The sequence below is a fragment of the Pleomorphomonas sp. NRK KF1 genome (assembly GCF_023721755.1).
Lineage (GTDB): Bacteria > Pseudomonadota > Alphaproteobacteria > Rhizobiales > Pleomorphomonadaceae > Pleomorphomonas.
The window spans coordinates 1,078,351-1,092,069 of sequence record NZ_JAMDLH010000001.1; the positions used below are offsets into that span (position 1 = coordinate 1,078,351).

Sequence of the window (13,719 nt, forward strand, 5' to 3'; positions counted from 1 at the left end):
GTGCGGCCGTCCCGCCTTCTCAAGATCGTCGCAGCCGCCGCCATCGGAGCGGTCGTCGCGACCGAAGCGTGGTGGCTGGCAAACGGCTATCGCGACGCACGCGCCTGCCTGAACGCCCTGCCCGCTCTCGAGGAACGCGGTGATCTTGTCGTCGACGGACTGAAGCGTTCAAGCGGCCTCTTCGACGTGGTCGAGATCGGCTACTGGAAGGTCGATGCCGGCGGTGGCCGACCCGGCCGGCTTCGCTGCGCCTTCGGTGACGGATTGGATGGCGGACGACGCCTTCTGGGAGCCGAAATCGGGGGACAACCGATCGGAGACGCCGGGCTTTATTTTCTTGAGCGTTTCTGGTTGGGAGATGAGGCGGCTGTCGAGAGCGGCGCCAAGCGCCTCAGGACCGAGGTGCCACCTCTCGTCTTTTTCGCCGCGATGGTCGGACGGCCCCATCCCTCCCTGATCGGCGCTCTCCTTTGCGCGCTCCTCGGCGTGGCGATGCTTGCGGCCAGGCGGTTCTCGACAAGCCCACGACGAAGCTGACGCCGCCCTTGTCTCCTCGCCATGCGAGGGATTAGGGTGTCGCCCAAAATGCCGGCCGATGGAGCCGCCGACCCGCAGCGTCGCGTGCCGAGCCGATCGTTGTCATGGCGGGGAACCCAAGAGGCGATGAGGGAGAGACAGATGACCGAACAGACCCCCGGATTCTCGACGCTTGCCATCCATGCCGGCGCCGCTCCGGACCCGACCACCGGCGCCCGCATCACCCCCATCTACCAGACGGCCTCCTATGTCTTCGAGGACGTCGATCAGGCGGCCAAGCTGTTCGGCCTCGAAACCTTCGGCAACATCTACGGTCGTCTCACCAACCCGACGCAAGCGGTGCTGGAAGAGCGCGTCGCTGCACTCGAGGGTGGCGTCGCGGCGCTCGCCGTCGCCTCCGGTCATGCCGCACAGCTCCTCGTCTTCCACACGCTGCTGCAGCCTGGCGACGAGTTCATAGCCTCCAGGAAGCTCTACGGCGGCTCGATCAACCAGTTCGCCAACGCCTTCAAGAATTTCGGCTGGAATGTCGTCTGGGCCGACCCGGCCGATCCCTCGTCCTTCGAAAAGGCGGTAACGCCGCGCACAAAGGCGATCTTCATCGAATCGATCGCCAATCCCGGCGGCATCGTCACCGACATCGCCGCCGTCGCCCACGTGGCGAAGCGGGCCGGCGTGCCGCTCATCGTCGACAACACGCTGGCGACGCCCTATCTCTGCCGCCCGATCGAACATGGCGCCGACATCGTCGTCCATTCGCTGACCAAGTTCCTGGCCGGCCACGGCAACTCGCTCGGCGGCATCATCGTCGATGCCGGCAACTTCGATTGGTCACGCGAAAACCGCTATCCGATGCTCTGCGAGCCGCGACCCGAGTACAACGGCCTCGTCTTCCACCAGAATTTCGGCAACTTCGCCTTCGCCGTCGCCTGCCGGGCGCTGGGCCTGCGCGACCTCGGCCCCTGCATTTCGCCCTTCAATGCCTTCCAGATCCTGACCGGCATCGAGACGCTTCCGTTGCGCATGCAGCGCCACACAGACAATGCCAAGGCGGTGGCCGAGTTCCTGTCCGACCACCCGAAGGTGGCCTGGGTGTCCTATGCCGGCCTGCCGGGCGACCGCTACCACGGCCTGCAGCAGAAATACGCCCCCAAGGGCGCTGGCGCCGTCTTCACCTTTGGCCTCAAGGGCGGCTATGACGCCGGCGTGACTCTCGTGAAGAGCGTCGAGCTGTTCTCCCACCTCGCCAACGTCGGCGACACCCGTTCGCTGGTCATCCACCCCGCCTCGACCACCCACAAGCAACTGACCGATGCCCAGAAGGTGGCGGCCGGCGCCGGACCGGACGTGGTGCGGCTGTCGATCGGCATCGAGGACGTCGCCGACATCATCGCCGACCTGGATCAGGCGCTCGCGCGCATCGACTGACGTCTGCCTCCGGCGGGATTGACCTCCCACCGGCACCATTATTGGCGACAGAATGCCGGACCCGATCCAACGTCGGGCTGTTGCATTGGTTGATTCTTGGATCGGCATTCGATCGAACGCCGATTTTGCTCCACTGAACGGCGGAGGCGCATGTGTCTTCAAGTCTCAGGAAGCTGATCGGCACCGTCATCCTGGTGATCACCGTGCCGGTCTACGCCCTCATCGCCATGGTCATCGCCGTGGCGGTGCTCCCCGGCGCGAACGTCTGGTGGCAGCTGGTCTACTATCTGGTGGCTGGCTTGCTATGGGTTCCGCCTGCCGGCGGCCTTATCGTCTGGATGGCCAAGGCGGATCGCCACGTCTAGAGCTTTTCCAATGAACTCGGGTTCGCCGGAAAAGCTCTATTTCCTTGTTAAGACGCAGTTCCGGACGCAAAACCGGTACCCACTTTTGCTGGAACTGCTCTAGCTTTCCCCGAATGAGATCAGCTTGCAAGCTGGTCCAAAGGGGGACGGCGTTTGCTCAAGTTCGAGCGCATCCCGACACTCAACGCGACAATGCTGACGAGCCCCGGCGCCGCCCCGAGGTGAGCGCCCTCGTCCATTCCCGATTGGCGACGGTGGATCCGTCAACATCCATATTTGCAACTCACTCGCATTTGCATTAATCCGTATGACCGAAAAGTGGATTTCCTAAATCAGGAAATCCGAACACCCATGGATTGCCTGAGCGCCGCTCCGCCGAGTTGCCGAAAACCACCACTGCCGACCGACCGATAAGCCCGCAGTACGACTGTCCCTGTCTCGCCCTGTTTATGGACGCGAGCAAGGAGCACTGCGTTTTCCAGAAGGAGCAAGAATGACCACGCACACCTCCGCCTTGATTGCCGCCGGACTTCTGGCCCTTGCCGGTGCCCTGCCCACCAAGGCGTTGGCCGAGCCGACGAGTTATCCGCTGACCATCGACAACTGTGGGCGGACCGTCACCTACGCGAAGGCGCCGCAGCGCGCCGTGGGACTTGGTCAGAACAGCGCGGAAATCATGCTGGCCCTTGGCCTGGAGGAGCGGATGGTCGGCACCGCGTTCTGGCCGAGCAAGGTTCTCGACGAGTTCGCTGAGGCCAACGCCAAGGTGAAGCTTCTGTCCACCGAGTTTCCCAGCTTCGAGTCCGTTCTCGCCGAACGGCCGGACTTCGTCGCGGCGGCCTTGCCCAGCCTCGTCGGGCCCAACAGCAAGGTGGCCAAGCGCGACGACTTCGAGAATCTGGGGATCGCGACCTATCTGTCGCCCAGCACCTGCCTCGACGCATCCGGCGCCAAGGACGTCTACGGCAGCCGTGCCACCCTCTGGACCTCGGAGCTGCTCTACAAGGAGATCGATGAGCTCTCGCGCATCTTCGACGTCGCCGACCGCGGCCAGAAGCTCATCGCCGACTTCAAGGCACGTGAAGCCGAACTGCGGGCCAAGGTGTCGACGGGCGAGCGCAAGCTCAAGTATCTGTTCTGGTTTTCAAGTCCGACTCCGTCGGCCGATGCCTATCTCGGCGGCAAGAACGGCGCTTCGGGCTTCATCGCCAACCTGCTCGGCGGCGCCAACGCCCTCGATACGGAAGCGGAGTGGCCGACCCTCGGCTGGGAAGCCATCATTGCCGCAGATCCCGATGTCATCGTCATCGCCAGCCTCGACCGCAATCGCTGGGAACTCGACAAGCCGGAAGCGAAGATCAAGTTCCTGACGACCGACCCCGCCGTCAGCCAGATGCGCGCGGTTCGCGACAAGGCGATCGTCGTCATGGACGGTCAGGCCATGAATCCCACCCTCCGCACCGTTTATGGCGCGGAAGAAGTGGCCGCCCAGCTCAGAAGCCTTGGCTACCTGAAGTGATCCCAGCGAGATCCGCCGTCTGGCGTATCGGCCTGGTTGCCACCACCATCCTGGTATCGCTCTCGGTGGTCGTGCTGGTCATCGGCTTCAGCGTGGGGGTCGGCGACCTGCCGATCCCCCTTTCTACGACATTCAGTGCCTTGACCAATAGACTCGGATGGACGGCGATCGAACTCGAGCCCATCCACGAGGCGGTGATCTGGGACTATCGCCTCAGCAGGTCTCTGGTGGCGGCCTTCTGCGGCGCCGGCCTGGCGCTGTCGGGAGCGATCATGCAATCGCTTCTTCGCAATCCCCTGGCCGAGCCCTATGTACTCGGCATCTCGGCCGGCGCCTCGACCGGCGCGGTGGCCATCTTCATCCTGGGCATCGGCACCGGGGCCGTTTCGCTGTCCGTCGGCGCCTTCGCCGGTGCATTCGGGGCCTTTCTGTTCGTCGCCCTCCTGTCCAACGGTACGCGCGGCGGCGCCGACAGGACCATTCTCGCCGGCGTGGCGGCGTCGCAGCTCTTCAACGCCGCCACCTCCTACATCGTGACCACTTCGGGCAACGCCCAGCAGGCGCGCGATGTGATGTTCTGGCTGCTCGGCAGCTTTGGCGGGGTCCGGTGGCCGGAGCTCGCCCTGGTCGCCTCTGTCATCGGGTTCGGGCTCGTCGCCTGCCTGATCTATGCCCGCAATCTCGATGCCTTCGCCTTCGGTGACGAAGCCGCCGCCGCTCTGGGGCTCAACGTCGGCGGGGTGAGACTGCAGCTCTTTGCGCTCACCGCTCTGATGACCGCGACGATCGTCAGCATGGTCGGATCGATCGGCTTCGTCGGCCTCGTCGTGCCGCACGCGGTTCGCTTTTTCATGGGACCGCTCCACATCCGACTGCTGCCCGCCTCTGCGGTCGCCGGCGCCGTCTTCATGGTTCTCGCCGACATTGCCTCACGGCTGCTGGTCCCGGGCCAGACGCTGCCGGTCGGCGTCGTCACGGCGCTCGTTGGCGTTCCGTTCTTCTCGGCCATCCTCTACCGGTTCAGGAGTCCGTCATGAGCGTTTCCGCCGAGGGAATCACCTGGAAGATCGGCAGGCGCGCCATTGTCGACGACGTCTCGATCGACGTGCGTCCCGGGGAAACGCTGGGCCTGCTCGGCCCCAATGGCTCCGGAAAGACCTCGTTGCTCCGCCTGCTCGCCGGCCTCAGACAACCGCACGCCGGCCGGATCACCATCGGAGGCATGGACCTCCGAACGACCGAGCGTCGAATCATCGCCAAGCGAGTGGCGTTTGTCGAACAGCACGCGGCAACCAACGCCAGCCTCAAGGTGATCGACGTGGTCAAGCTGGGGCGCTTTCCCCATCGATCATTGTTCTCCAGCTGGTCGACGGAAGACCAGACTGCCGTCGAGGCCGCGCTCGAGAAAACGGGAATCGCCGGCATGCGCGACGCGCTCTGGCAGACTCTCTCGGGCGGAGAAAAGCAGCGTGTCCACATCGCGCGGGCGCTGGCTCAAACGCCGACTGAGCTTTTTCTCGACGAGCCGACCAACCATCTGGATGTTCACCACCAGATCAGCCTGCTCCGTCTCGTCAGCAAGCTTCCTGTGACCAGCATCATCGCGCTCCACGACCTCAATCACGCCGCCATGTTCTGCGACCGGCTGATCGTCATGAAGGCCGGCAAGATCGCCACGGCGGGCAGCCCGGAGGAAGTGCTGACCGAGAAGCTTCTGCGCGAGGTTTTCTCCGTCGAGGCTCGTATCGAGCCGTCGCGTCATCACGCGCGCCTCCATGTTCACTACCTTCTCTAGAGTCGCAAGGAAGAGCGTTTGATGACGCCGGCCACATCCGATGACCGCCCCGCCTTCTTCGACAGCGTGGTGGGAGGCATCACGCTTCGCCTTCTGGCGACGTTCCTCTTCGCAGCGATGAGCCTTTCGGTTCGCCTTGCGGCAATCGAGGCCCCGGTGGGCCAGATCATGTTTTGGCGTTCGGCCGTGGCTCTCGGACCGATCCTGCTTTACCTCTGGTGGCGTGGCGACCTGCCGCATGGACTGAGAACGCGGCGTCCCATGGGCCATCTCAAGCGCAGCACGCTCGGCGCCGCCGCCATGTTCCTCTCGTTCCTGTCGCTTGCTTACTTGCCACTCTCACTGGCGACAGCTCTTTCCTTTCTGGCCCCGCTGATCACCATTCCGGCCGCCGTCGTGTTTCTGCGCGAACGCCCCGGCGCGTTGATCCTGTGGGCCACTGTCGCCGGCTTTCTCGGTGTCATCGTGATGCTGGTGCCGGCCTTCACCCAGCCCGAGTCGGCATTGGGAACGCTGCTCGGCGTCGGAGCCGGCGTCCTCTGCGCCCTGACCACGGCTTTCGCCAAGATCGAGATCAAGAAGCTGACGGAGACCGAGACACCGGCGGCGATCGCCTTTTACTTCGCGGTGGTGTCAGCGCTCGCCGGCCTCATCAGCCTGCCGCTCGGCTGGGCGGAAACCTCGCCCACCGGCTTGGCGGCCCTGGTCGCGTCCGGGATCCTGGGCGGACTGGCTCACATCGCCATGACAGAAGCAATCGCCCGGGCGCCGGCATCGACGCTGGCGCCCTTCGAATACACCGCCATGATATGGGCCTTGCTGTTCGACCTTGTGGTGTTCGCGTCGGTCCCCGATACCTTCGGTATCGTCGGCGCACTCACCATCGTGGCGGCGGCAGTGATGGTCGGATTGTGGAAGGCGCCGGCACCGGCTCGCCAGACATAAGCTTTCTGCTCTCTTCGGAGAGGACGCTCAGGCCGCGATTTCGCCGGCCGTCTTCGCCACGCGCGTGATGCTGGTAACGCCCCGGCGGCCGAGCGCGGCCAGAAGCGTGTCGACGGCGGTGGAATCGGCATCGCCCGTAAGCATGAGTTGCCCGGCAAGCCGAGCGAACAGCGCGAAAGCCGGATCGGCCCGCAGCCGTCCGAGGTCGATCAGCACGAGATCGTAGGTCTGTTCCAGCGTTTCCAGCAGCATTGCGACGGACTCGGCGTCGTCGGCGAGCGCACCAAGGGAGCGGCGACCGGGGCCGATCTCGTGGGCGCGCGAGCTGGCGTTGCGCTGGATGGCCTCGGTGAAATCGGCTTCTCCCGCCAAGAGTTCGGCAAGGCCCGGCTGGTCCTCGACACGCCGGCTCGCATCGACAACGACAATGCGCGCGCCTTTGAAGCCACCGTCGCGGGCCAGTTCCTCGATAAGGCGGCGATTCTCACCACCCTCGCCGAAGCTTGCGACAGCGACCCGGCGCCGCTCGGCGAGATCAACAAGGCCGCTGGCGGGCGAAGCGGTCACGGCGGCAGCAAGCTTGGCTAGCTCCGTTTTCGCCGCAGGTGCCTCAAGATCGGCGGATTTCGGGACGACGGATTCGGAGGCGCCGACGGCAAGCGGAGCCTCTTCCGGCAGTTCGCCGACCTCTCGACGACGCCGGCGGCCGATGGCCGCGGCGGCCGCGCCCAAGACAAGCACGGACAGCCCGGCAAACACTCCCCCCATCCAAGGCGGAACGCTCACGGTCTGCTCGACCTGCGTCGCGCCCGAGACCAGTCTGGCACCGACGCCGCCATCCGTACCCTGGAGCTGGAGATAGTCGCCAATGACCCGATTGACGAAGCGAATGGCAAAGTCCTGATTTTCGGCCGAAAACCGGATGTCGATCAACCGACCGTATCCGGATGGCGCGGCCGAAAAGCCGGCCGCGAGCGCCTCGGTCAACCTCTCTTCGGGTGAGACGAGCTTGCCGGCGGTCCCCATGCCGACCGCCGCCAGCAGACTCAGATGGAGCGGCGGTTTGGAAACGGTGTCGGCATCAGTCACTCCGAGTTCGGTGGCTGCCCGACGAAGAGCGTCGCGCGACGTGATGAGCTTCGCCTGCGCCGAGAGGAACTCGGAATCGACAGAGCTTTCCGCCGCACTCATGCGGTCGATGGCAAGTCGGGCGCGAACCTCGACTCCCGGCGGAAGGGCCGAGAGAAGGCCGTGTGTTGCAATGGCCGCGGAGGCGGCCAGCGCGACCAAGATGGCCTTCCAGCGTGAAGAAGGCTGAAAGGCGGCCTGACGCACGCCATCCCCCGCCTCACCGGCGGGCGGCGCACCGAAAACGTTCGAGAGTCGAGCTTGCCTTTCCATGCGAAAAGCATGGGCGGGTATGGTAACCAGCCCGTTAAGCATCGCAAAAATGTTACCGAGGTTCCCCGATTATCGCCTCCCGGCAAGACTTGATAAAGGGTCGTTAAGCAGCGTTTTCCTTTCCTTAACCATGCCGGACTAGGGTCGCTTACCGTATTCGCGCTGATTTCATGGGGACATTCGCATGCGGCGACGCGCCTTTCTCGGTCTGGCTTTGCTCGGCCTCGGCGCCTGTACGACCGCGCCCCGGCGTCGGCCGGTTGGCGATTCTTCCCCGATTCCGGATGGGCTCGACGGCCCCTATCGTCTCGACAGCGGCGACAAGCTGCGCGTCACCGTTTTCGAGCAAACGGCGCTCTCCGGCACCTTCTCCGTCGATCAGGCGGGCTACATTGCCTATCCCCTGGTCGGCAACGTCACGGCGCGCGGCCTGACTACGCAGGAGTTGGCGGGGGCGCTCACGCGCGGCCTCAAGAGAGGCTATCTCAACAATCCCGACGTCACGGTCGAGGTCGATACCTACCGCCCCTTCTTCATCATGGGCGAGGTGCGCAATCCCGGCCAGTACAGCTACGTCAACACGATGACCGTCGAGACTGCCATCGCTATTGCTGGTGGCTTTACCTCACGCGCCAACGAGCGCGGCATCGCCGTGTCGCGCCGCCTGAACGGCAAGATCTATACTGGCACGTTGCCGCCGAACGCCCTGGTCCGGCCCGGCGATGTCCTGCGGGTCGCCCAGCGGCTGTTTTGACGAGATTATTGCCAAGGACGAGCGCCGGCTGCCGCTTTACTTCACTTCAGTGTTTTTAGCCCATCATGGCGGCTTCGTTCGCTATGATCAGCGGGGATGAATTGCGATGAGCGCCACAGAACCGGGCTCCGGGACCGCTTCCCACCTTCCAACGGCGGCGGAAGCCGTCGCTCGAAACTATCGTGAGGCCTCCATCGCCCCTTCGCTGGTGAGCGGCGTCGCCGCCGCTTTCGAGGCCCTGTGCCTGTCCGTCGTCGGTATCGGCCTCCTTCCGCTGTTCTCGGTATCGATCGCCGACCTGACGGTCGCAATTCCGGTCGGGGCCGCCGTCCTGACGCTGCTCGTCGCGCAGATACTTGGCGCCAACGACCTGTCGTTCCTGCGCCGCCACTCCCAGCGGTTCGCCAAGCTTCTGGTCGCCTGGTCGAGCGTCTTCGGCTTCGTCTCGGTCGTGCTGATCATTGGCGACGGCGTGCCCGACGTCGCCCGCCTGTGGTTTCCGGCCTGGTATGTGGCCGGCGTGATGGCGCTCGGCCTCGCCTCGGCGTTGACATCGCTGGCGACGCGCCGGCTGACCCGTGCCGGACGATTGCAGAAGCGGGCCGTCATCCTGGGCGGCGGCGCCATGGCCGAGTCCCTCATAACCGCGCTGGAGGAGACCGGCGGCAACGAACTCGCCATCCTCGGCATCTTCGACGATCGCAACGACGATCGCAGCCCGGAGAATCAGCAGGGCTTTCCCAAGCTCGGCAACACGTCGGATCTCGTGGACTTCGCCCGCCTCGCCGCCGTCGACCTCGTGATCGTCGCCCTGCCGGCCACAGCCGAAGTCCGTATCCTGCAGCTTCTGAAAAAACTCTGGGTGCTGCCGGTGGACATTCGTCTGTCCGCCCATTCGAGCAAGCTGCGCCTTCGGCCGCGCTCCTACTCCTACATCGGCCGCGTGCCCTTTCTCGACCTGTTCGACCGGCCGATCACCGGCTGGTCGCAGGTGTCCAAACGCGTGTTCGACGTCACAATCGCCGCTCTCGCCATCGTCGCGCTGTCGCCGGTGATGATCGGCGCTGCCATCGCCGTCAAGATGACCTCCAAGGGGCCGATCCTGTTCCGCCAGCCGCGCTATGGCTTCAACAACGAGGTGATCTCGGTGATGAAGTTCCGCTCCATGTACGCCGATCAGGCGGATATCAAGGCAGAGAAGGTGGTGACGCGTGGCGATCCGCGCGTGACGCCGGTCGGTCGCTTCATCCGCAAGACCTCGATCGACGAGTTGCCGCAGCTGTTCAACGTGCTGAAGGGCGACCTGTCGCTCGTCGGCCCGCGCCCCCACGCCGTCAACGCCCATACCCAGCACAAGCTCTGGGAAGAGGTGGTCGACGGCTACTTCGCCCGCCACAAGGTGAAGCCGGGTGTCACCGGCTGGGCGCAGATCAACGGTTGGCGCGGTGAAGTCGACACGCCCGACAAGATCCAGGCGCGCGTCGAGCACGATCTCTACTACATCGAGAACTGGTCGGTTCTGTTCGACCTTTACATTCTCATGCTGACGCCGATCCGCATCCTCAACCAGGAAAACGCCTACTGAAGGGGCGAGACGGCGCGGGCGGCGCGGAAATCGACACCCAGGCCCAGCGCGTCGGAAACGATGACGGCTCCCTCGGCCACCGGCGCGACAACCGTGACGCCGCGCAAGAGGCACAGACAGTCGAAGATGCGCTCCTTGGGCACCGGCGTGGCCGAGACAACCGGCAACAGCGCCAGACCACCGCCGGACACCCGCACCGTCGTCGTCACCATGCGCTTGGGCGCCACCACTTCCTCGGCGGCATAGGCGAGCCCCTTCTTGCAGGTGAAGCCGGACATCTCCGAAACAGTGCCGTTCTCGACGACGACTTCGCCGCCACAGCCGATCGGACACCCGATGCACTGGATGGCATGAACCACGCGTTCCATCATGCCTCCTCCTCGATCTCGTCTTCCGCCTCGATCTTCTCGGGCGCCGGCACGACGAGGAACTCCAGCGTGGAGGCATCGCCGATCTTGCGGACGGGAATGTCGGCGACGATCATCTCGCTCGGCTTCACCACCCTGAGCTTGCGCTCGAAGGCGAGCACCCCATCGGCCCAGAACTGAAGCACCGAAGCACCCATCGGCTTGGCAGCGCGAAAGTAGAAGTGGGTGCTCATCTTGCCAGGCTCGAAAGCGGAAAGGCGTTGCGGCACGACGGTGCGCAGCCCCTCCCCCGCCGTGACGGATCGCTCGGAACCGAGCGCTGGGAGCTCGCCCCTGGCATGGCGCGCCGCCGACCGGCCGGCAATGGCCGCCTCTTCCGACACCCAGTCGACCAGATCATGGACGTGCAGCACGTTGCCAGCGGCGAAGAAGCCGGGAATCGATGTCTGGCGGAACTGGTCGACGCGGGCGCCGCTGGTGATCGGATCGAGAGCGAGACCGGCCGCCCGTCCGAGTTCGTTTTCGGGAATGAGGCCAACGGAGAGCAGCACGCAGTCGCACGACACGTCGAAGGCCGTATCCTCGATCACCTCCAGCCTGTCGTTGACCTTCGACACGGTGACACCGGTAACCCGGTCCTTGCCGTGGATGGCCGTCACCGAGTGGCCGAGATAGAGCGGAATATCGAAGTCTTCCAGGCACTGGACGATGTTGCGCGTCAACCCGTTCGAATAGGGCATGATCTCGAAGACGGCCTTAACCTTGGCACCCTCGAAGGTCATGCGGCGGGCCATGATCAGGCCGATGTCGCCGGAACCGACGATCACCACTTCCTTGCCCGGCAGGTAGCCCTCCATGTTGACCATGCGCTGGGCGGCGCCGGCGGTGAACACACCGGCCGGCCGGCTGCCCGGCGTGCGGATGGCGCCACGGGTCCGCTCGCGGCAGCCCATGGAATAGACCACCGACTTCGCCCGGACGACCGTCATCCCGGCATGCGGACTGACCGAGGTGATGACGCCACCGGGTTCGGCCGCGAGTACCGTGGTGTCGAGCCAGACGTCGATGTCCGTCGCCTTGACCATCTCGATGTAGCGATGGGCATAGCCCGGCCCGGTCAGCTCCTCCTCGAAGCGGCGGAGGCCGAAGCCGTTGTGAATGCACTGCTGCAGGATGCCACCGAGTTCGCGGTCGCGCTCGATGATCAGAACACGCTCCGCGCCGGCCTCGCGCGCGGCCAACGCCGCCGCCATGCCGGCGGGACCGCCGCCGATGGTCACCACGTCGTAGGACAACTCACGCATGGACGCCCTCCCCGGCTTCAAGATCGGCACGTGACATGAACAGCCAGGAGTCCGCCGAGTCCTTGCGGACCGAGGTGACGGGAATGCCGAGCTCGCGGGCGAGAATCGCCGTGACCCTCGGCCCGCAGAAACCACCCTGGCAGCGACCGGCCCCGGCGCGAACCCGCCGCTTGACGCCGTCGACGGTGCGCGCACCGCAAGGCGACAGGATGGCCGCGACGATCTCCGCCTCGGTGATGGTCTCGCAACGGCAAATGACGCGCCCGAACAGCGGATCGGCGGCAATCAGCTCCGCCTGCGTCGCACGGTCCATCTCGTGGAAGCGCGGCTTTGCCGGGTTGACCGGCACGAAGCTCGCCTTCTGCCTCAACCGCAGGCCGACGTCCTGCAGCACCTCGACCATGACCTCGCCGATGGCCGGTGCCGAGGTGAGGCCGGGCGACTGGATGCCGGCAGCGTGGACGAGACCACGGGCGACCGGCGACGGACCGATGACGAAGTCCTTTCCGGCTGCGGCACGCAAGCCGGCGAATTCGGTGATCGCCGTACCGAGCGGCAGGGTCGGCATGATGCGGCGGGCGCCGGCAATGATGCCGGCGAGACCGCCTGCGGTGGTCTCCTTGTCCTCGGGGTCGTCGATCTCGGTGGCATCGGGACCGATGAACACGTTGCCGTGCACGGTGGGCGACACCAGGATGCCCTTCGACACCTTGTCGGGCGTCGGGAACAGAACCGTGTTGACCAGTTTGCCGACGCTGCGGTCGAACAGGATATACTCGCCCCGGCGCGGCTTGATGGTGAAGCTGTCGTCTCCGGCGAGACGGGCTATCTCACCCGAATGAAGGCCAGCGGCGTTGACCACGAAGCGCGTCGCGACACGGCCACGCGTGGTATTCACCGCCACGATCTGCCGATCAGCCACATCGAGCCCGGTCACGGCGCACTCGGTGACGATGCGCACGCTGTTGCGAATGGCGTTCTCGGCAAAGCCGACGGTGGCGAGAAACGGACAGACGATGGCGCCGGTCGGCGCCCATAGCGCGCCGGCAACCTCGGGTGAGATGTTCGGTTCGTGAGCGAGAACCTGCTCCCGCGACCAGATCTCGAGACCCGGCACGCCATTGTCGATGCCGCGATGGCGGAGGTCGGCCACGGTCTCCATCTGGGCGGCATCCTTCGCCACCACCAGCGACCCCGTCGCCTTGCGCGGAATTCCGAGCCCCTCGGATAGCTCGGCATAGAGCCGGGCGCCCTGTACGTTGAGTCGCGCCTTCCAGGTGCCTGGCTCCGCGTCGAAGCCGGCATGCAGAATGCCGCTGTTGGCCTTGGAGGTGCCGGTGGCGACGTCGGGCGACCGTTCGATGACCAGCACCGACAGCTCGTAACGCGACAGCGCGCGGGCTATGGCGCACCCTACCACGCCGCCGCCGATGACGACGACATCGGCGCTGTCCGGAACAGGCCCCGCTCCAAAACTCCCCGCCATGCCCTTCTCCCTCGCAGGCTCGCCGACAGCGCGATCGCGCTGCCCTGTCACTATCCACAAAGTTCGAATGATCTTCGTTTTAGTTCGTTTTGTCTTTCGTATCATCTAAAGCGAAAGTTTCGGATCGGTATGAACGCCTAGATCGGCGTTTCTCGCACCCGTGAAAACGACAACGCCACCCTCCCTTTCGGGAAGGCGGCGTTGGTCTCGAACACGGACTGCCGCCGGCTCA

The 13,719-nt window shown here is 65.1% G+C and carries 13 protein-coding genes; 9 read left to right on the forward strand and 4 right to left on the reverse strand.

Annotated features, from left to right (window positions below):
- The 7 genes from M4J39_RS04950 to M4J39_RS04980 all read left to right on the forward strand — a co-directional run bounded on the left by M4J39_RS04950 (position 1) and on the right by M4J39_RS04980 (position 6,589).
- The gene (locus M4J39_RS04950) at positions 1 to 537 is read left to right on the forward strand and encodes a hypothetical protein (protein WP_251726670.1); all 537 of its coding nucleotides are present in this window, start codon (positions 1 to 3) and stop codon (positions 535 to 537) included.
- Between the two features lie 141 nt (positions 538 to 678).
- On the forward strand, positions 679 to 1,965 hold the full coding sequence (locus tag M4J39_RS04955) for an O-acetylhomoserine aminocarboxypropyltransferase (RefSeq protein WP_251726671.1): 1,287 nt from the start codon (positions 679 to 681) through the stop codon (positions 1,963 to 1,965).
- 152 nt (positions 1,966 to 2,117) lie between these two features.
- Positions 2,118 to 2,330, forward strand: a complete 213-nt coding sequence (locus M4J39_RS04960; protein ID WP_251726672.1) for a DUF2842 domain-containing protein — start codon at positions 2,118 to 2,120, stop codon at positions 2,328 to 2,330.
- Between the two features lie 493 nt (positions 2,331 to 2,823).
- Complete coding sequence (locus M4J39_RS04965; RefSeq protein WP_251726673.1) at positions 2,824 to 3,849, forward strand: ABC transporter substrate-binding protein; 1,026 nt, start codon at positions 2,824 to 2,826, stop codon at positions 3,847 to 3,849.
- A gap of 26 nt (positions 3,850 to 3,875) precedes the next feature.
- Positions 3,876 to 4,886 (forward strand): FecCD family ABC transporter permease, encoded by a 1,011-nt coding sequence (locus M4J39_RS04970; RefSeq protein WP_371875399.1) that lies wholly within the window; start codon positions 3,876 to 3,878, stop codon positions 4,884 to 4,886.
- Positions 4,883 to 5,644: an ABC transporter ATP-binding protein gene (locus M4J39_RS04975; RefSeq protein WP_251726674.1), complete on the forward strand. Its 762-nt coding sequence runs from the start codon at positions 4,883 to 4,885 to the stop codon at positions 5,642 to 5,644. The genes M4J39_RS04970 and M4J39_RS04975 overlap by 4 nt, the downstream gene beginning before the upstream one ends.
- A 21-nt stretch (positions 5,645 to 5,665) precedes the next feature.
- Positions 5,666 to 6,589, forward strand: a complete 924-nt coding sequence (locus tag M4J39_RS04980) for a DMT family transporter (protein ID WP_251726675.1) — start codon at positions 5,666 to 5,668, stop codon at positions 6,587 to 6,589.
- A gap of 27 nt (positions 6,590 to 6,616) precedes the next feature.
- Here the strand turns inward: M4J39_RS04980 and M4J39_RS04985 are convergent, their stop codons facing one another.
- Positions 6,617 to 7,879, reverse strand: coding sequence for a hypothetical protein (locus M4J39_RS04985; protein ID WP_251726676.1), 1,263 nt, complete (start codon positions 7,877 to 7,879; stop codon positions 6,617 to 6,619).
- A gap of 295 nt (positions 7,880 to 8,174) precedes the next feature.
- Between M4J39_RS04985 and M4J39_RS04990 the strand changes: the two genes are divergently transcribed.
- Positions 8,175 to 8,744: a polysaccharide biosynthesis/export family protein gene (locus M4J39_RS04990; RefSeq protein WP_251726677.1), complete on the forward strand. Its 570-nt coding sequence runs from the start codon at positions 8,175 to 8,177 to the stop codon at positions 8,742 to 8,744.
- 106 nt (positions 8,745 to 8,850) lie between these two features.
- Positions 8,851 to 10,329 (forward strand): undecaprenyl-phosphate glucose phosphotransferase, encoded by a 1,479-nt coding sequence (locus M4J39_RS04995; protein WP_251726678.1) that lies wholly within the window; start codon positions 8,851 to 8,853, stop codon positions 10,327 to 10,329.
- Here M4J39_RS04995 and M4J39_RS05000 read toward each other — a convergent pair.
- From M4J39_RS05000 to M4J39_RS05010, 3 genes are read right to left on the reverse strand one after another with little or no spacing between them, the layout of a single operon-like run.
- A complete protein-coding gene (locus M4J39_RS05000) occupies positions 10,323 to 10,700 on the reverse strand; it encodes a DUF1667 domain-containing protein (RefSeq protein WP_251726679.1) in 378 nt (125 codons plus the stop codon). The two genes, M4J39_RS04995 and M4J39_RS05000, sit on opposite strands and share 7 nt — an antisense overlap.
- Positions 10,697 to 12,001 carry an NAD(P)/FAD-dependent oxidoreductase gene (locus M4J39_RS05005; protein ID WP_251726680.1) on the reverse strand — a complete coding sequence of 435 codons (1,305 nt, stop codon included), beginning with the start codon at positions 11,999 to 12,001 and terminating at the stop codon, positions 10,697 to 10,699. The genes M4J39_RS05000 and M4J39_RS05005 overlap by 4 nt, the downstream gene beginning before the upstream one ends.
- Complete coding sequence (locus M4J39_RS05010) at positions 11,994 to 13,487, reverse strand: NAD(P)/FAD-dependent oxidoreductase (protein ID WP_251726681.1); 1,494 nt, start codon at positions 13,485 to 13,487, stop codon at positions 11,994 to 11,996. The genes M4J39_RS05005 and M4J39_RS05010 overlap by 8 nt, the downstream gene beginning before the upstream one ends.
- Between the last annotated feature and the right edge of the window lie 232 nt (positions 13,488 to 13,719).